This is a genomic window from Roseivirga spongicola (assembly GCF_034376045.1).
In the GTDB taxonomy this organism is placed as follows: domain Bacteria; phylum Bacteroidota; class Bacteroidia; order Cytophagales; family Cyclobacteriaceae; genus Roseivirga; species Roseivirga spongicola.
Genome location: NZ_CP139724.1, coordinates 4,048,597 through 4,067,237 on the forward strand (window position 1 = coordinate 4,048,597; position 18,641 = coordinate 4,067,237).

Sequence of the window (18,641 nt, forward strand, 5' to 3'; positions counted from 1 at the left end):
AACATTAGCGCAATCTAACTCCCCTCCTGATTCAGGAGGGGCTGGGGGTGGTCAACCAAAAAGTGCCCCAGCGATAGTGGCTGTCATCATGGTGGCGAGGGTGGCGGCCATAAGGGCTTTTACCCCAAGTTTGGATAGGTCTCCCTGACGTTCTGGTGCCATTCCTCCAATACCTCCAATCTGAATAGCGATAGATGAGAAGTTTGCAAAACCACAAAGTGCATAGGTAGAAATGATAATGGCTTTCTGGCTTAACAAACCATCAGCTTTCATATCTGCTAAGGCCAAATAGGCTACAAACTCATTGATAACTGTTTTCTGACCAATTAATGAACCTACCTGAAGTGTTTCATTCCAGTCTACGCCCATGGCAAAAGCAAATACTCTAAAGATTTGTCCAAGAATGTACTGTAAGCTCAAGCCATCGAACACACCATTAGTACTTTCGATAATTATAGCATTAAGGCCAGTGATTTCACCGATTCCATCAACCAACACCCAGTTGAGGGTATAGATAACGGCAATAAAAGCCAAGAGCATGGCTCCAATATTAGCCGCTAGTTTCAGTCCATCACTAGCTCCACCGGCCAATGCATCGATTACATTCGCTCCAATCTGGTCTTTGGAAACCTTCAATTCTTCATCTACCTCTTCTGTTTCTGGAAGGAAGATTTTAGCCATTAGTATGGCAGCTGGCGCATTCATAATTGATGCACTCAACAAATAAGTGGCAAACTGAGCTTGCTGTTCAGGATCTCCTCCACCCAAGAAAGAAACATAAGCCCCAAGCACAGAACCTGCAATGGTGGCCATTCCACCCGTCATTAAGCAGAGTAATTCTGACTTAGTCATTTTGCCAATAAAGGGCTTTACAAGAAGCGGTGCTTCTGTTTGACCCAAGAATACGTTACCTGCAGCAGACATAGACTCTGCTCCGGAAAGCCTCATGGTTTTGGCCATAATCCAAGCAAATACGTAAACGATTTTTTGGAGGATGCCCAAATAATAAAGTCCTGCTGTTATGGCCGAAAAGAAGATTACCGTTGGTAGCGCCTGAAAAACAAATAGGAACCCAAGGCTGTGCCTAGTTCCTTCTACAGCATCACTATTTCTGGCAAGGTCACCGTAAAGGAATTCAGCTCCGTCTAAAGCAAAGTTGAGGAAGGTAACGAAGCCTTCACTCATTAGTCTGAAGGCAGACTGGACTATTGGAACGTAAGAAATTAATAGGGCGATAATTATCTGAAGGGTGATACCTACTCCCACCAATCGCCAGCTAACTTTCTTCTTGTTTCCTGACAATAAATAGGCTATTCCGATTAGAATAGCCAGTCCAAATACTGCTCTTAATATGTCCATTATTGTTGTTCTATTACAGGAGAATCATCAGTGGACACAACAATAGCCCTCTGAATGATTTGGAAGTTAACTTCTTCTGTTGATTTCGTCTCTAATTTTTGCCGCTTTTTCGTAGTCTTCGGCTTTTAATGCTTCATCTAGCATTTCATTCAGCTTATCTACGGTAAAGTCTTGAAGCCTGTCACCTTTCTTCTCTACTACTATCGGCTCATCCTCTTCGTCCACAATCTCTTCCTCATCGGTAAGAATAATTCCAGCTTCAGACAGCACTGATTCGTAGGTATAAAAAGGAACTTCGAACCTGATACCAATGGCTATGGCATCAGAAGGGCGTGAGTCTACTTCGATGGTTCGGTCACCATCGGTACAAATAATCTTAGCGAAAAATATTCCTTCCTTCAGGTCAGAAATAATGATTTCAGTGATTTCATAGTTGAAAGCATGCGCAAACGACTTGAAAAGATCATGCGTCATAGGTCTATTTGGAGTAATCTTTTCGATTTCCAATGCAATAGCCTGAGCCTCGAACATACCAATGATAATTGGCAGTCTTCTCTCGCCTTCTACTTCACCTAAAACAAGGGCAAACGAGCCAGTCGATTGTGACTGACTCGATGACAATCCTAAAATTTCAATCTTTACTTTTTCCAAGATAAAAAAGTCTAAGCTAGGGCTTTCTTAAGCGCCTCATTCAGCTTTGGTACAACTTCGAAAGCATCTCCCACAATACCGTAATCTGCGGCTTTAAAGAATGGAGCTTCCTCATCTTTGTTAATAACTACAATATACTTAGAAGAATTGACACCTGCTAAGTGCTGAATTGCACCAGAAATACCAACTGCAACGTAAAGCGTAGGGCTCACTTTTACTCCCGTTTGACCCACATGCTCGTGGTGAGGTCTCCAGTCCATATCAGAAACTGGTTTAGAACAACCTGTTGCTGCACCAAGTGTTTTGGCAAGATCTTCGATCATTCCCCAGTTTTCAGGACCTTTCAATCCTCTTCCTCCTGAAACTACAATGTCTGCTTCTGGTAAAAGTACATCGCCTTCAGCTTTATCTGTAGAAGTAATTTTTGCACCGAAAAGCGCATCGTCTAGAGATACGGAGAATGCTTCAACAGCAGCTGAACCACCATCAGTTTTCACTTCAATAGCATTTTTCTTGATGGCCAAGATTTTCTTATCGGTTGTAATGGAAGTATTCGCGAAAGCTTTACCTGTGTAAATGCTTCTCTTCACCACAAAGCCATTCGAAGTATCTGGTAAACCAACTACATTAGAAACCAATCCGGCTCCAAGTTTAGCAGCAACTCTACCAACTACAGCATCGGCCAAAGAAGACTTTGCTGTAACAATTGTTTCTGCACCTGACTCATTAGCCGCGGCAGCAAGCACCTCGGCATAAGGTTGAATCAAACCTGCATTTAATCTATCATCGGCAACATGAAGTACTTTTGAGGCACCATTGTTACCAGCTGAAGCCAACTCATCGGCATCAGCAGTTCCAAGTGCTACAGCAACGGTGTCTCCCATTGCAGCTGCAAAAGATATAGCCTCTCTAGAAGATTTCTTGATTTTGCCTTCCTCTAATTCTATAAATACTAGTACTGACATTTCTTTCTATTTAAGGTTATATCACTTTTGCTTCGTTCTTCAACAAGTCTACCAACTCTTCAACATTGTCGGCATCTATCATCTTCACAGCACCTTTTGCAGGTGGAAGCTCATACTTTGAAAGCTCACTGTGCACTGTGGCATCAGTTGGCTCAACAACGTTCAAAGGCTTAGTTCTGGCAGACATAATTCCACGCATGTTAGGAATTTTCCACTCAGCAATTGGCTCTTGGCAACCCGCAACAAAAGGCAAGTTCACTTCCAACTTCTCTTTTCCACCTTCAATTTCTCTGGTGATTTTAGCAGTAGAACCATCAACATCTAGCTGCATTACTGGAGAGAAAGATGGTAAACCTAGAAGTTCTCCAACCATACCATGCACCATACCTCCGTTAAAGTCTATAGACTCACGTCCCATTAAAATCAGATCATACTCACCTTGCTTAGCTACTGCAGCTATTTGATTAGCAACAAAGAATGAATCTGAAGGGAATGCATTTACTCTAACCGCTTCATCGGCACCAATAGCCAATGCTTTACGAATAGTTGGGTCAGACTCTGCTTCACCTACGTTAAGAACCGTAATTTTTCCTCCATGCTGTTCCTTTAACTCAACAGCTCTTGCCAACGCATAATCATCATAAGGCCCAATAATGAACTGGACTCCATTCTTATCGAATTCTGTATTATCGTTGGTAAAAGCAATGCGAGAAGTGGTATCAGGAACATGTGTAATACAAACCAATATGTTCATGCTTGCTTTATAGTTTAATGATTTATGAATCAAACCCAGAGTCTGCTTAAGTGTTTATAAAAGTCGCCCTTAACAAAAGCTAAAGCAGTGGGTATTGCTTAAATTTGCCCGAAGATAGTCAATAATGAAGTAAATAAAAACGAGTGTTAGGCATGAATGAAAGCCGAATTGAACTACTAGAAAAGTACATTAAAGAAGAACCAAACGAACCTTTTAATCACTACGCTTTGGCCAACGAATATATGGCTTCAGATGGTAAAAAGGCGTTGGATATTTTCTTGAATGTATTAAAGGAATTTCCAGACTACCTGCCTACTTACTATCAGGCCGCCAAGCTTTTAGAAGAGTTTGAAATGGAAGAAAAAGCCCTAGAAGTTTACACCTTAGGAATTGATTTGGCTAAAACTCAGGGCAACCACAAGACTTTAAATGAACTAAAAACAGCCCATCAGAATTTACTGTTTGAAATATAGAATACAGCTTGATACAGGCCCCCTTCAAATAATTTCACTTTATGACAAAAATTAATATCCGAGTTGGCGGAGTACCAGAACATTTCAACCTACCTATTCACCAGATTAATGAGAATGGTACATTAGATCGCAATGGAATCTCCCTTGAGTGGACCGATTTTTATGGTGGCACTGGTCAAATGACAAAAGCACTGAGAGAAGGTGAAGTTGACATTTGTATTCTTTTAACCGAAGGGATTGTAAAAGACATTATCAAAGGTAGCCCAAGTAAAATCATTAGTGAATATGTGATCACTCCACTTACTTGGGGAATACACACAGGTCTAGAAAACTCGTTACAAAAGAAAGACTTCATTTTCGATAAAAAGCATGCAATCAGTCGGTTTGGGTCTGGTTCACATTTAATTTCCATTGTAAATGCGAACAGTAAAAACCAACAGATTGCTGAAGATCAGTTTACTGTAATCAATGATATTAATGGCGCTATAAAGTCATTGAATGCACTAGAAACAGATGTCTTTTACTGGGAAAAATATACAACCAAACCATATGTTGACGCTGGTATTATCCGCAGAATTGATGAATACCTGACTCCTTGGCCTTGTTTTGTCATAGCTGCTACAGACAGTATTCTAGAAAAGCACCCTGAGCAAATAGATCTGTTACTCGACCTGATTCAGGAAAGCTGTAAAAAGTTTATGAAAGATGATTCTGTGATTCCAGTTGTTGCGGAACGATATGACCAACAACTACCCGATGTAGAGCGCTGGTATCATAGCACTGAATGGGCCACCAACAGCTGGGTAAGCGATAAGATGCTCAAGAGTGTGATCTACCACCTTAAGTCGGCCAATATTATTAATGAAGATGAGTACATTCCAGAATTGATTTGGAAGAAGTAAATCCGAAAAGCCACGTTTATTAGTATATAAGTGGAATAGAGTGAACATCAAAACGCAACGTCCACCACACTTAACACTGAAGAAACACTCAAAAAGTGAGCATTCATTATCTTCGCAACCAATGCTGAAACTGATCAGACACGTATTAATACTCCTTCTGCTTTTTAGTTTCACCAAGGCTTACACTCAAGAAAAGGAATCGCTCCCCTACACTAAAAAAGGGCAATTCTACTTTTACTGGGGCTACAACTGGTCTTCCTACACGGACTCTGACATCCACTTTAGAGGTTCAGACCATGACTTTACGCTGTATGATGTGGTTGCGCATGATAGGCCTAGCAAGTTCACCTTAGAGACCTACTTTAATATTTTCAACTTTTCGGCACCCCAGTTTAGCACTCGCTTTGGCTATTTCATTAAAGACAATTGGGAGCTATCATTAGGAATGGATCACATGAAATATGTGGCCAAACAACTTCAAAACACCACCATAACAGGCTGGATTGAAGAAGACGGCACAACCACAATATACAATAATGATGACATCAGACTACTTTATAGCTTTCTACAATACGAACATACTGATGGATTGAACTACATCAATCTAGGATTGAGAAGAACCATCAATATCATTAACAAGGGTAAGTTTGACTTAAACCTAATTGCAGGCTTTGAGTCTGGCATTATCATGCCTCGCTCTGATGTAACTCTGCTCGGGAAAGACCGATCTGACCGCTACCATTTATCGGGTTATGGTTTGAATCTGGTTGGCGCTATCAACTTTACTTTTTTCGAGAAATACTTCTTTCAAGCAGAGCTGAAAGGTGGCTATGTAAATATGCCTAAAGTCCTGACTTCATTTGAAGGAGATATTGCCAGTCAAGACTTCTTTTTCTCTCAAACCAACATCTCTTTTGGTGGATACTTTCCTTTGTTTAGACGGAAGGTAAAGGATTAAAGAGCTGCTACCTAAGACTAAAACCTGAAAAGGTTCAGCATAAAAAAACCGACCTCCTTCGAAGTCGGTTTTTTTTATTTTTTTATTGATTATCTGATAATTACCTAGTCACCACACCACCTTTGGCGCTGTCTACAGTAATTTTCGGAGTACCTCTACCTGATACAATCCAACGAACCTTTACAATTGAATTACCTGGAATGTTATTCACCTCAAGCTTTGCAGGATTCACCTTTTGTTCTCTGGTAACATTGGTATCTTCATTGTCTACAATCATACCTGCCTGAACGTCTACACCTTCAATAGTTATATAATCAGGACGCTCAATTCTATACTTCAAGTCTTGTGAAGCGTGAGTTGGCATTAACCTTTCGTTCTTGATGTAAGCAGTAATTTCTCTCATTCCGCCACCAAGATCTTTCTCCTTAACCTCAGCAATACTCAACTTAGGCATGTGATAAGCATGATACATGGTGAAGGCCATGTTTCTGTGTAATTCTTCTTCTAGCATAAAACCAGGAGTAGCTCTACCAAAATTCTTCTTGAAGCCACCAATTTCTATCTCACCATAAGTTGGGTGGTCGTAGGTAGTCCAAGGCTTAAATGCATCACCAAACAGTAAGTCTGAATCTACTTTATACGACTGATCTGGATCTCTCTGGTTAGACTTATAATAGGCGAAGTTGGTGAAGATTTCATTGGTAAAAGTATAAATACCTCTACTACCGTAGAACCAATCCAGCTCACCACCAAACACAGAGTATAAGTCTTTATAAACTGTTAGATAGCGGTAACCAGGCATTATCTCTTCACCTTTTCTACCAATAGCATCATAAATTCTAAGGTCAGCACGGTTGTAAGTAGAAAGGTCTTCTTCAGCTCCAGGGCCTCTAAGAATCATTCCACCTGAGTTATGGTAACTCTGTGCACCTGCAATGTTAGGATGAGCCAATACAAAGTCGGCTACATTTCTATTCTCCGGCACACTGAATGGGTATTTATAAGCACCACCTTGAATATAGTCTGGCTGCCACTTCCAAGCCCAGTCTCTGTTCGGATCGTAATAACCGATTCTATCCTCGTTTATACTTCCATCACCATCATTGTCTATACCCTCTGAACCCAAATACTCGTAACGCTCTACGCCAGCAGGCACTTCATCGTCAGGTCCTATCTGAATCATTTTTCTAGGATCTTTCGGATCGAGAATAAAGTCGCCATAAGGATTCTTTCTTCTCATCTGAGTGATAGAACCGTCTCCATCCAAATCGTCTGGCTGATCTTCATCGAACAAACCATCTCTATCATCATCTAGAGGAATCATACCAGACCTTGGCGAACTACCAGTGTTTGGTTCCGTCATGTAGTTGTGTCTAGCATCTGGATTTAGGGTTGGAAGAATGTAGAAAATTCTATCGTCCAACATCTCAGTAATGTAATCAATTGCACCATACTGCTCAGTTAAATACCAAGCGGTATAAATTGAAATTTCAGCTCCTTGGATCTCATTAGAGTGGATGTTACCATCTATATAGAAACCAGGTTTTCTATCAGGGTTACCCTTCTGAAAATTAGTGATTTGCAACATGTACATTTCCCTTCCTTCAAAAGATTTCCCGATAGAAACTCGCTTTACCAGATTAGGATGAGCGTCCGCAATCTTTTTAGTAATAGCAGCTAAACCATCAGGTGTATAGTACCTATTGAAAGAAATCTGAACCTTAGGATTCTCTGGTGAACCCACAGCTCTGAATACTTCACTTGCCGACTGAGCAAATGCTGGAATTGAAAAACCTATTAAAAGGAAACCAGCGAATATATGTTTGAAATACTTTTTCATCTGTTCTCTTATTTAAGGTTTACACTAATTTGATCAGTACCTGCATGTGCTGCACCAGCTTCAATCTGAAGACTACCCTTTCCTTTTACCAACCAAGTTAGCTGTCTAGACTCATCGCCATCTAAGCTGCTGAACATTTGTATTTTGGTTCCAGAAACAATCTCCTGACCATTTCCTAGTTTCACCTCTACCTTAATTCTTCTCAACCACTTAGATCTAGTTCCCATTTGTGAATGAGTAGGTAAAGTACCAGGGTTATAAAGATCTACAGTAACTCTAGTAAGCCCTTTGCCAACCGCTTCAGTTTTTAGGTTAACCAATTGAACATCAGACTGCATTGAGGCTAATTTTAGAATAAACTCGTTGTGCTTTTGTGCAGCATCGTCAATCATAGAGATTGGAGGGTTCATCATTTTGAAAGGTGCAATTCCACCTACTTCAACCTTCTGACCTGGGAAATCAGGGTGTTGAATTTCTGTCCACTCTACAAAGTAGTTTGACAAGCCTTCTTGAGCAGCCCATCTTAAGAAATTCACCTCTCTATTTTTGTCCTTATTAGCAGTTTCTCCTTCTTGAGCCTCCACCATAGGAGCCCACCAACCTGGTGTACCAAAGCTCATTCTACCAAAGTGAAAATAAGCCCATTGGAAGAAGTCGCCACCTTGCGCACCAGATGCAGGAGCATCTTTCATACCTACTACATCATTGTAAGCTTTTGAAGCTAGAGCATTCAAACCAGCATCTTCATTAAGAACGCTAGTAACCACTCTTTTAGAAGCTCCAGCTCTGTTATATTTCCAAGGGGAAGAAAGGTTGTTTCCTGGCCCAAAAGTAAAGAAGCCATAAATATTGAACTTAGTGTAAAGTTCATCTAATAGCGCTCTATTTTCCAGTTCAGAAACAGAGTGCTCTCCAGAACCAGCAACAAAATAAGGATACTCATAAGTTAAGTTTTTATTGAAGTGGATTCCACCAGGACCATCTTCATTGAACTTACCGTCCTTATCATTATCTCTTCCTTCAGTGAAATAGTGATACTTACCTTTTTCACCCTCACCTTTATCGGCTTTAATCATTACTCTATCATCGGCAGGATGAGTAACCCAATCACCAGTTACGTCTTCTACCCTCATCATGGTAATGATTCCGTCACCGTTTAAATCTTCGAATGGGTCTTCACCATTTTTTCCATCACGGTCATCATCAGTTTCCTTAGCATTACCGCTTCTTTCCCATTTTAGAGAAGCAAAATATTGTTCATAAGCGTCTGGGCTCATGTTTGGAAAAACATAAAAAGTAGTGTTATCCAATGCTTGCGAGTTATTCTTCACAACATCTTCTGCAAATCTAATGGCCATTTCTACGCCCAAAAGATGACTACCTTCTACACCACCAACTACAGCCATTGCTGGCTTATTTTCAACATCTCCCTTACCCAGGGTTAACATCCAAATGTCTTTACCACCAAGTGTTTTGGTGAGTGATTTGAGTGAAGCCAGGTCTGAAGAATTTGCCAACGAGCGTAAACGCTGCGACTGTTCATTTAGCGTAGGGTAATCTTGTGCCCACACCGAGAACATCATGCAAACTCCCATCCCCAAAAGGCTCAGCTTTCGTAAGTTGTACTTCATAGAGTTCTTAGTTTGATAAAAATTGAAACAACAATTAACCAAAAGGCCACTTCTGGTTAAATAGTTGGACTTCTAAACGGTTGCCTATTGTTATGGATGGAAAGTGAGACTGTGAAATCAGCCAAACATCATAATTCTAAATCGTCATTATTTCGAAACACACAATCAGAAAAAACTATCGCACCACCAGAAATCCTTTCTTCATCATCAAGATCAGACATTTTAAAAATTGCACTTTTCTAATTAACATCAAACAAACCATCGAATCATCAAGGCAAAAAATAATTACTCTCCAAATGAGCAAAAAGAACACCCCAAACAACACAAAGACTAAATAAAGATAAAATTTAAGCATTTTTTCAGAGCAACACTCTTACACATTGTCACAAAAAAAATGTTGATGAGCTTAAATTATACCAGAAATCAGGAAAAACCGACAACGTACATCAAATCAATTTATTGCATTATTTTAACCAACCCCGTACATTCATGGTACAGATTAAGCAAGCGCTTAACTCTGTTAAGTAACCTAAACTTCAGACTCATGAAAATCAACAGAAGCAAAGCTATTGCTCAGGAACCATTAACTGTAATAGCGGCTGGAACCACATTTACTGGCAGAATAGAATCTAACCAAACAGTCAGAATTGAAGGCAACTTCATTGGAGATATTAACGGAACTGGCAAAGTAATTACCTGCCCTGACTCATCCATTCAAGGCAATGTTGAAGCCAATGAATTAATAGTTGGAGGAAACATCAAAGGAGAGCTGTCGGGATTTACATCCATAACTATACAGAATACAGGAGTTGTTGAAGGAACCATTCAGTCGGACACCATAGTAATTGAAAAGGGAGGTCTTTTTGAGGGCGACTGTGTGATGTACAGAAAAGAAATAGAGGTTATAGAAATGGGGCCTCACCTTCTTGAAAAACAAGCATAACAGCATATCAACCATCTAAAAATAATGGTTCATGAGAGCATTCTTGCACCGTTTATCTATAGCTTTGAGCATACTCTCTTGCTCATTCGCATACTCCCAATCTGTGGGTATTGGCGATGAAAAATTCACCCCGCATCCATCAGCTTTACTCGAACTAAAGTCGGGAGCAAAGGGGCTTCTCATCCCAAGAGTTACGGAGTCAGATCGACAGGCTATTGACAATCCAGCCGAAGGCCTGCTAATTTACCAGACTGATGGCAGTGCAGGCTTTTATCTCTACTCAGCCAGTAGATGGTCACTTCTGATCACAGAATCGAACCTCCCTGTAGACGACAACCAACAACTGTCCTTCAACTTAACCAACTATCGACTTACTCTAGAAAACGGTGGAGAAGTTGACCTGTCGATTCTTAGGAATGGCAGAAGTCTAATAGAAACTATAGACAATGGAGATGGCACATTTACTTTTAAGTATAATGATGGCACATCTTTTACCACAAGAAATTTACAAGGTCCACAGGGACTAAAAGGAGATAAGGGAACTGACGGCACAAATGGAGTAGACGGTGCTGACGGCCAAGATGGCAACACTATTCTTAATGGCAACATTGACCCAAATAATACACAAGGGACGGATGGAGACATCTATATCAACACAGCGACCAATACTTATTTCGGACCTAAAACTGCTGGGGTTTGGGGTGCCGGAACTTCTCTCATTGGCCCTGCTGGGGCCGATGGTGCTGACGGAACTAATGGTATAGATGGAACCAATGGAGTAGATGGCCAGGACGGCAACACTATTCTTAGTGGCAACACTGACCCAATGAATACACAAGGAAAAGATGGCGATATCTACATCAATACAGCTACAAATACTTATTTCGGTCCTAAAACTACTGGGGTTTGGGGTGCTGGAACTTCCCTCATTGGCCCTGCTGGAGCAGATGGTACTGACGGAACTAATGGAATAAACGGAACTAACGGAGTAGATGGCCAAGATGGCAACACTATTCTTAGTGGCAACACGGATCCAAACAATACGCAAGGAACGGATGGTGATATCTACATCAACACAGCTACAAATACTTATTTCGGCCCTAAAACTGCTGGGGTTTGGGGTGCCGGAACTTCTCTCATTGGCCCTGCCGGGGCTGATGGTGCTGACGGAACCAATGGAATAGACGGAACCAACGGAACAGATGGCCAAGACGGTAACACTATTCTTAGTGGCAATACTGATCCAAACAATACGCAAGGAAAGGATGGCGATATATATATCAACACAGCTACAAATACTTATTTCGGACCTAAAACTGCTGGGGTTTGGGGTGCCGGAACTTCCCTCGTTGGCCCTGCTGGGGCCGATGGTGCGGATGGCGCAGATGGCATCAATGGTATAGACGGAACCAACGGAACAGATGGCCAAGACGGAAACACTATTCTCAGCGGCAACACTGACCCAATCAATGCACAAGGGAAGGATGGCGATATCTACATCAACACAGCTACCAATACTTATTTCGGACCGAAAACTGCTGGAGCTTGGGGTGCCGGAACTTCTCTCATTGGCCCTGCCGGGGCTGATGGTGCTGACGGAACCAATGGAATAGACGGAACCAACGGAGTAGATGGCCAAGATGGCAACACCATTCTTAGTGGTAACACCGACCCAAACAATACACAAGGAAAAGATGGAGACATCTATATCAACACAGCTACAAATACTTATTTCGGACCTAAAACTACTGGGGTTTGGAGTGCCGGAACTTCTCTCATTGGCCCTGCCGGGGCTGATGGTGCTGACGGAACCAATGGAATAGACGGAACCAACGGAACAGATGGCCAAGACGGTAACACTATTCTTAGTGGCAATACTGATCCAAACAATACGCAAGGAAAGGATGGCGATATATATATCAACACAGCTACAAATACTTATTTCGGACCTAAAACTGCTGGGGTTTGGGGTGCCGGAACTTCCCTCGTTGGCCCTGCTGGGGCCGATGGTGCGGATGGCGCAGATGGCATCAATGGTATAGACGGAACCAACGGAACAGATGGCCAAGACGGAAACACTATTCTCAGCGGCAACACTGACCCAATCAATGCACAAGGGAAGGATGGCGATATCTACATCAACACAGCTACCAATACTTATTTCGGACCGAAAACTGCTGGAGCTTGGGGTGCCGGAACTTCTCTCATTGGCCCTGCCGGGGCTGATGGTGCTGACGGAACCAATGGAATAGACGGAACCAACGGAGTAGATGGCCAAGATGGCAACACCATTCTTAGTGGTAACACCGACCCAAACAATACACAAGGAAAAGATGGAGACATCTATATCAACACAGCTACAAATACTTATTTCGGACCTAAAACTACTGGGGTTTGGAGTGCCGGAACTTCCCTCATTGGCCCTGCGGGAGCCGATGGTGCGGACGGAACTGACGGAACTAATGGTATAGACGGAACCAACGGAGCAGATGGCCAAGACGGCAACACTGTGCTTAGCGGTAGCTCTAACCCAACCAACGCCACAGGCAATACTGGAGACTTCTACTACAACTTCAACACCTTTACCTTTTTTGGACCAAAAACTGGCACTGGTTGGCCTGCTGGAGTTGTCTTAAAAGGAACTGGGATTTCCTCCACGTTAGACAATCCTGATGGTTCTTTAACCTTCAACTTCACTGACGGCACAAGTTTTACATCTCAGCCAGATGGAGACTTCAGTGACACTAATGAACTAATAACATCACTTAGCTTATCTGGCTCAAGCTTACAAATTAGAGAAGGCGGTATAAATCGTTCAGTAGACCTCTCCTCTATCGGTACTTCATCAGAAATAACCGACACCGACAATAACACACTCATTACTGTAGACAACAGCGGAGCCAATGATGATATCATCAGGTTCAGCATACAGGGCAATGAAACCATGCGACTAAGAAACAGAACTCTCGAACTTCTAGCGAATAGTGGGTCGACCTTTATTGGTGAAAGCGCAGGCATAAGTAGTTCTGGAGCTGGAAATGTAGGCTTAGGTTCAGAGACAATGCTTAACAATTCTTCAGGAAGATTCAACGTTGCAGTGGGTTACCGCGCACTAAGGCAAAACGCTACTGGACAGGGAAATGTGGCCATTGGCTATAACGCAGGATTCAACGAAACTGGGAGCAACAAACTCTACATTGCCAATTCAAACACAAACACACCACTAATTTGGGGCGATTTTCAAGCTGGAGTAGCTAACATTAACGGAAAGCTAGGAGTTGGTGTGGCTAATCCAGCCGCTATGACCAACGAGCTAGAAGTCAATGGACATGCTACCGTAATTACACTTACAGAAACTTCTGATCAACGATTCAAGAAGAATATCCTTCCCTTGGAAAACAGTCTGAGCAAGCTACTTTCTCTCCGTGGAGTAAGTTACCAATGGAGGATTGATGACTTCCCTAATAGGCGATTCAAAGAAGGCTCTAACATTGGCCTTATTGCTCAGGAAGTACAGCAACTTTTCCCTGAACTGGTTTCAACCAATAGTGAAGGTTTCCTGAGTGTATCTTACTCAGGCCTCTCTCCCATCATTATTGAAGCCATGAAGGAGCAACAAAAACTGATTGAAGATTTACAATCTGAGCTTAAAGAAGCAGACAACAGATACAAAGCCCTTTTGGAAAGAATCTCATCCATTGAACAAGCCTTAAAAAAACAAGATCGATAAAATGCGTTTTGCCCTACTATATGGTCTGTTAATCTGGCTTCCGCAAAACTTAGCGGCTCAGGGGCAATTAGCCATTTCTGAAGGAACATTTTTTCAAAGTTTCGATAACGTTTCACTCAATATAGATGATACCGAATTGCTTACAGATGGAGAGTTAATAGGAACCAATTCCAATATTTTCATCTCTTCCAACTTCGCTCAGACCAATTTGGGAGGCGAAGGAAATAACCATTTTGGCCGACTTTACCTCTACTCTCCGAATGGAGAATTCCTTCTGGTCAACTCAATAGAAATCAATGATTTATTGGAATTAAATAAATCTAGCCTAAACCTAGGCTCAGCAGATTTAATCTTCCCGAGTGAAGGTGGCTATTTAGAGGGCGAAACGAATGAATTCAGGGTTTACAGCAAAAATGGAGGTAAAATCATCAAAACAACCACTTTAAATAAACCACAAAATGTTAGCCCCGGAAACCTAGGTTTTATCATAAGCAGCAACGAAAATCTAGGTCTAACCGAAATCTATAGAACTCACTCTTCCACCACCCTACCGTCTGGCGAAGGCATCTCTAAAACCTTTGAATTATACACCGATATAAACCCATCATCTCCTTTGAATATCAGTATTTCCTACTTCGATACTGAGGCTAAAAACATGGACTATGAGCCTCAAATTTGGATGCTTGAAAACACAGGCGAATGGACCCACGTGCGCACTTCTTCCGAAAGAAACAGTGACACTCAAAGCAATAGAGTAAGTGCAAACATATCTGAGCCCACCTTAACCTATACAGTGGGTCCAGAAAAGGTCTACCCAGTAGATATCTCTTCCATTCCAACAGCCTTTACACCTAATGGCGATGGCACCAATGACACCTTCCTCATCCCATTCATCGATGAGGATTTCAATGGCAGGGTAACCATCATTAGCAGATGGGGCGATGTAATTTACTCCAGCGACAATTACTATTACGCACCATGGGATGGGCATTACAAAGGCAAGCTAATGCCTACAGCCACCTACTATTATGTAGTGAGTTTTGGAAGCGATCAGCGAAACGAAATCAAGGGTAACATTTCAATTGTCAGGTAATGAAAGGACACACCATACTCTTGTTGTCTCTTTTTTGTTGCTCTTTACAGGCGCAACAACTCTCTCAATTCAGTCAATACCTAGATAATAATTATCTAATTAATCCGGCAGCCACAGACCTTCAAAACAACATCAAATTCGGCATGGGCTTCAGGCAACAATGGGGCGATATTCCTGGCAACCCGAGAACTCTCTACCTCACAGCATATGCCCCTATTTCAAAGCCAGAAGAGTCTCAGTATATGAGAGCATCCATGAGGATGAACGGCCAAATACAATCTAGACCCCGTAATGAACTAAAAAAGTCGAGCATTAGCCATGTTTTAGGTACTGTAATAATGAGCGATGACTTCGGATTATTCAACAAAACCACGGTACACTTCAGCTATGGAATACACCTGCCACTGACCAAAAAACTGAGCGTTTCTGCAGCGCCAAAAATTGGGGTAGTGAACCTTAACCTAAATGATGATTTATGGGTGCTTGATAAAAATGACGACCCGTTTAAGCACTTTCTAAGCGCTTACAGTTCAAAAACCCTTTTAGACATTGGCTTTGGCCTTTGGCTTTACTCTGACAAATTTTTCATGGGATACTCCCTTGAACAAATGGGTGGAAAAAACCCAGATCAGCTAGGCGAAACTACAGGTTACGAATCTGTAGCCCATCACTTTATGTCATTAGGGTATTCTTTTAGCATCAACCCTTACTTGCGAATTGTACCAAGTAGTATGATTAGATACTCTCCTACCGGACCTATCAGTATTGATTACAGCTTAAGATTTGAATACCAAAGTAGAATATGGTTAGGGCTTTCTTTAAGAAAATCCAACGCCCTAGTAGGCATTTTTGGGCTTTTCCTGAACTCCAACATTAGGTTCAATTACACCTATGACCATGGCATGGGCTCTGGTGATAGAGATGGACTCAATGCCCACGAGTTTTCTCTTAATCTCAGTGCATTCCAAAACCTCTACAAAGAATGAAAACTGCACAACTTATTATATTAATCCTCCTGACCTACGGAACAGCAAATCCATTGTTGGGTCAGCATTTCAATACGTATAGTTTCGATCGGCCTGTACCAGTAAAGCCTGTCAACTCGGTAGAAGAGGAAGAAGCCGCTCCACTAATTAGTCCCAAAGGAGATAGAATATATTTTACCCGAACCGCCAACGTAGTTCAATTCGACAAAAAGGTCAGCATTCATGAAATATGGTTTTCTGACTTTTTGGAAGAAGGTTGGACCAAGGCTGTCAAGGCGTTTCATCCACTCAACGATAACCAGAACACCGCTGTAATTGGCTTTAAAAATAATGGACTATACCTGTTTGGTGATTATTCAGGTGGCTTCAAAAACAAGAATGGAGCTTCTGAAACACATATTGAAAATGGTGCTTACACCAAACCACAATCATTAGAAATCCCCGACCTGAAGATCAAAGGTGGCTATTACGGCTTAAGCATGCACAGCTCAGAAAAAATTCTCTTGGTCTCTAAAGGAGACTCAGGTAACGAAGACCTATTTGTGACCCTATTGACACCAGAAGGCCAATGGTCTGAGTTGATAAACCTTGGCCCAACCATCAATAGCAAAGGCTATGAAATTGCTCCATTTTTATCATACGACTCTATTCACCTGTTTTTTAGCCGAGGCAACCAGACCAAAGACGCAGACATATATGTTTCAAAAAGGTTAGATGACACTTGGAGAAACTGGACTGAGCCAGAGCGCCTACCTGAACCAATCAACTCAAACTTGTTCGATGCCTATTTTTCAATAAGCTCAGACAGCACGGTTCTTTTCTCTAGTGATAGAATGGGTTCAAATGATATTTATAAATCCAAATTGAGGGTATTCAAAAATCTACCAGAAGAAGTTGAAATAAGCAGTATTGAACCCATCGCACTGACAGAAGAAGAACCTATAGAGCAAAAACTTGAATTAACAGCGATTACAGAAACTACTCAACATATACCAGAACTACAAAACAAGAGCAGTGCTGATGGCTATGCTTTCTTCGACTTTAATAAATCTACCCTGACCAACACAGCTAAGACAAAACTCAACGCTATTCTAGAAAGACTAAAATCTGACCCAAGCTTAAATATCGAATTGGTAGGTCATGCTGATTATATTGATGAAGAGGACTTCAACCAACAATTGTCGGAAAAGAGAGCAGCATCGGCAGCTAAATACCTTACCTCTAATGGCATAGCAAGTCACAGAATCACAACCTCAGGATTTGGCGAACTACTTCCTATTTCCAACAATGAATCTGATATAGGCAGAAGGCTTAATAGAAGGGTAGAAATTTATTTTATAAGTCAATCACAATAAGGATCAATCAAGGGTTAAAACCAACTTCCCAAATTGCTTACCTGCCTTCATTTCATCAAATGCTGAGATAGCCTCATCAAATGGTCTAGCAGAATCTATTATGGGCCTAAGCTGATGTTTATTGATGAAATCAACCATCTGTACAAACTCCTCATCATTACCCATGGTACTCCCCTGAAGAGTGATCTGATTCCAAAACATTCTATGCAAGTCTAGCTTTGAAGGTACTCCTGTTGTTGCACCGTAGAATACTATTCTTCCAGCAGGCTTCATTAACTTAATGAAGTCATTGAGTTGATCTCCACCTGCGCTATCCACTACCAAATCGAAACCTCTAACAGCCTTTGCTTCTTTTATCCAGTTTTCAGATCTGTAGTTGAACCCGCCTTTAGCGCCTAATGACTTACACTGCTCAATCTTTTCTTCACTACTAGAAGTAACCCAAACATTGGCTCCGGCATGTTGAGCAAAAAGAAAGGCAAACTGAGCCACTCCTCCTCCTACACCAGAGATTAAGACATTCTTACCTTCTTGGCATTGGCCATGAAAAAACGTTGCTCGAAAAGCAGTTAGCCCTCCTAAAGGCAAGGCCGATGCTTCTTGAAATGAAAGGTGATCAGGTTTTTGGACTAATCTATCGGCTTCGATTAAAACGTATTCTGCTAAAGTGCCATCTTTTGGCATACCAAACACCTGATATTCTGCCGACTGAACTGCTAGGTTTGGCCCCCAATTTCTATTAGGGTTAATGATTACTTCCTTGCTTAACCATTCCACATCTACGTCTTCTCCAACTGATGTAACCACTCCTGCTCCATCAGAACCAAGTGTAGTTCCGAACTTAATTCCAGGATACATTCCTTCTCGAATCCACTGGTCGCGGTGATTTAAAGAAGCTGCTTTAAGCTTCACCAGAACCTCACCGGCTTTGGGTTCAGGAATGGGTTTATCTATAAACTGAAGGGGTTCTTTTTGGTCTGTAATGCAAAGTGCTTTCATAG

The 18,641-nt window shown here is 41.6% G+C and carries 15 protein-coding genes; 8 read left to right on the forward strand and 7 right to left on the reverse strand.

Annotation, left to right across the window (positions count from 1 at the left end):
* Nucleotides 1–51 precede the first annotated feature (51 nt).
* The 4 genes from T7867_RS17755 to T7867_RS17770 form a co-directional block, all read right to left on the reverse strand.
* Nucleotides 52–1,359 carry a NupC/NupG family nucleoside CNT transporter gene (locus T7867_RS17755; protein WP_068221420.1) on the reverse strand — a complete coding sequence of 436 codons (1,308 nt, stop codon included), beginning with the start codon at nt 1,357–1,359 and terminating at the stop codon, nt 52–54.
* Nucleotides 1,360–1,425: 66 nt separating this feature from the next.
* Entirely contained in the window at nt 1,426–2,010 is a 585-nt protein-coding gene (locus T7867_RS17760) for a bifunctional nuclease family protein (RefSeq protein ID WP_068221418.1), read from the reverse strand.
* A gap of 11 nt (nt 2,011–2,021) precedes the next feature.
* Entirely contained in the window at nt 2,022–2,975 is a 954-nt protein-coding gene (locus T7867_RS17765; RefSeq protein WP_068221416.1) for an electron transfer flavoprotein subunit alpha/FixB family protein, read from the reverse strand.
* Nucleotides 2,976–2,991: 16 nt separating this feature from the next.
* Nucleotides 2,992–3,729 (reverse strand): electron transfer flavoprotein subunit beta/FixA family protein, encoded by a 738-nt coding sequence (locus T7867_RS17770; RefSeq protein WP_068221414.1) that lies wholly within the window; start codon nt 3,727–3,729, stop codon nt 2,992–2,994.
* A 152-nt stretch (nt 3,730–3,881) separates the two neighbouring features.
* Between T7867_RS17770 and T7867_RS17775 the strand changes: the two genes are divergently transcribed.
* The 3 genes from T7867_RS17775 to T7867_RS17785 all read left to right on the forward strand — a co-directional run bounded on the left by T7867_RS17775 (nt 3,882) and on the right by T7867_RS17785 (nt 6,062).
* On the forward strand, nt 3,882–4,202 hold the full coding sequence (locus T7867_RS17775; RefSeq protein WP_068221412.1) for a tetratricopeptide repeat protein: 321 nt from the start codon (nt 3,882–3,884) through the stop codon (nt 4,200–4,202).
* A 41-nt stretch (nt 4,203–4,243) separates the two neighbouring features.
* Nucleotides 4,244–5,104 (forward strand): type 2 periplasmic-binding domain-containing protein, encoded by an 861-nt coding sequence (locus T7867_RS17780; protein ID WP_068221410.1) that lies wholly within the window; start codon nt 4,244–4,246, stop codon nt 5,102–5,104.
* Between the two features lie 121 nt (nt 5,105–5,225).
* Complete coding sequence (locus T7867_RS17785; RefSeq protein ID WP_068221407.1) at nt 5,226–6,062, forward strand: hypothetical protein; 837 nt, start codon at nt 5,226–5,228, stop codon at nt 6,060–6,062.
* A gap of 100 nt (nt 6,063–6,162) precedes the next feature.
* Here T7867_RS17785 and T7867_RS17790 read toward each other — a convergent pair whose 3' ends face one another.
* Together T7867_RS17790 and T7867_RS17795 are read right to left on the reverse strand one after the other, a co-directional pair.
* The gene (locus tag T7867_RS17790; protein WP_068221405.1) at nt 6,163–7,902 is read right to left on the reverse strand and encodes a M14 family metallopeptidase; all 1,740 of its coding nucleotides are present in this window, start codon (nt 7,900–7,902) and stop codon (nt 6,163–6,165) included.
* A gap of 8 nt (nt 7,903–7,910) precedes the next feature.
* Nucleotides 7,911–9,533 (reverse strand): M14 family metallopeptidase, encoded by a 1,623-nt coding sequence (locus tag T7867_RS17795; protein ID WP_068221403.1) that lies wholly within the window; start codon nt 9,531–9,533, stop codon nt 7,911–7,913.
* 544 nt (nt 9,534–10,077) lie between these two features.
* Here T7867_RS17795 and T7867_RS17800 point away from each other — a divergent pair.
* The 5 genes from T7867_RS17800 to T7867_RS17820 are packed head-to-tail and all read left to right on the forward strand — an operon-like array spanning nt 10,078 to nt 17,640.
* Nucleotides 10,078–10,476 carry a bactofilin family protein gene (locus T7867_RS17800; RefSeq protein WP_068221400.1) on the forward strand — a complete coding sequence of 133 codons (399 nt, stop codon included), beginning with the start codon at nt 10,078–10,080 and terminating at the stop codon, nt 10,474–10,476.
* Nucleotides 10,477–10,507: 31 nt separating this feature from the next.
* A complete protein-coding gene (locus T7867_RS17805) occupies nt 10,508–14,206 on the forward strand; it encodes a tail fiber domain-containing protein (RefSeq protein WP_322299616.1) in 3,699 nt (1,232 codons plus the stop codon).
* Nucleotide 14,207: 1 nt separating this feature from the next.
* Nucleotides 14,208–15,299, forward strand: coding sequence for a gliding motility-associated C-terminal domain-containing protein (locus T7867_RS17810; RefSeq protein WP_068224287.1), 1,092 nt, complete (start codon nt 14,208–14,210; stop codon nt 15,297–15,299).
* Entirely contained in the window at nt 15,299–16,285 is a 987-nt protein-coding gene (locus tag T7867_RS17815) for a PorP/SprF family type IX secretion system membrane protein (protein WP_068224291.1), read from the forward strand. The genes T7867_RS17810 and T7867_RS17815 overlap by 1 nt, the downstream gene beginning before the upstream one ends.
* Complete coding sequence (locus T7867_RS17820) at nt 16,282–17,640, forward strand: OmpA family protein (protein WP_068224294.1); 1,359 nt, start codon at nt 16,282–16,284, stop codon at nt 17,638–17,640. Before T7867_RS17815 ends, T7867_RS17820 begins: the two co-directional genes overlap by 4 nt.
* A gap of 3 nt (nt 17,641–17,643) precedes the next feature.
* Here T7867_RS17820 and T7867_RS17825 read toward each other — a convergent pair whose 3' ends face one another.
* Entirely contained in the window at nt 17,644–18,639 is a 996-nt protein-coding gene (locus T7867_RS17825; RefSeq protein ID WP_068224297.1) for a zinc-binding dehydrogenase, read from the reverse strand.
* Nucleotides 18,640–18,641: the final 2 nt, after the last annotated feature.

Bases quoted from the DNA above. Each gene is read 5' to 3' on its own strand.
- T7867_RS17755 (WP_068221420.1), bottom strand. From the start codon at position 1,359: ATGGACATATTAAGAGCAGTATTTGGACTGGCTATTCTAATCGGAATA.
- T7867_RS17765 (WP_068221416.1), bottom strand. From the start codon at position 2,975: ATGTCAGTACTAGTATTTATAGAATTAGAGGAAGGCAAAATCAAGAAA.
- T7867_RS17770 (WP_068221414.1), bottom strand. From the start codon at position 3,729: ATGAACATATTGGTTTGTATTACACATGTTCCTGATACCACTTCTCGC.
- T7867_RS17775 (WP_068221412.1), top strand. From the start codon at position 3,882: ATGAATGAAAGCCGAATTGAACTACTAGAAAAGTACATTAAAGAAGAA.
- T7867_RS17780 (WP_068221410.1), top strand. From the start codon at position 4,244: ATGACAAAAATTAATATCCGAGTTGGCGGAGTACCAGAACATTTCAAC.
- T7867_RS17785 (WP_068221407.1), top strand. From the start codon at position 5,226: ATGCTGAAACTGATCAGACACGTATTAATACTCCTTCTGCTTTTTAGT.
- T7867_RS17790 (WP_068221405.1), bottom strand. From the start codon at position 7,902: ATGAAAAAGTATTTCAAACATATATTCGCTGGTTTCCTTTTAATAGGT.
- T7867_RS17795 (WP_068221403.1), bottom strand. From the start codon at position 9,533: ATGAAGTACAACTTACGAAAGCTGAGCCTTTTGGGGATGGGAGTTTGC.
- T7867_RS17800 (WP_068221400.1), top strand. From the start codon at position 10,078: ATGAAAATCAACAGAAGCAAAGCTATTGCTCAGGAACCATTAACTGTA.
- T7867_RS17805 (WP_322299616.1), top strand. From the start codon at position 10,508: ATGAGAGCATTCTTGCACCGTTTATCTATAGCTTTGAGCATACTCTCT.
- T7867_RS17810 (WP_068224287.1), top strand. From the start codon at position 14,208: ATGCGTTTTGCCCTACTATATGGTCTGTTAATCTGGCTTCCGCAAAAC.
- T7867_RS17815 (WP_068224291.1), top strand. From the start codon at position 15,299: ATGAAAGGACACACCATACTCTTGTTGTCTCTTTTTTGTTGCTCTTTA.
- T7867_RS17820 (WP_068224294.1), top strand. From the start codon at position 16,282: ATGAAAACTGCACAACTTATTATATTAATCCTCCTGACCTACGGAACA.
- T7867_RS17825 (WP_068224297.1), bottom strand. From the start codon at position 18,639: ATGAAAGCACTTTGCATTACAGACCAAAAAGAACCCCTTCAGTTTATA.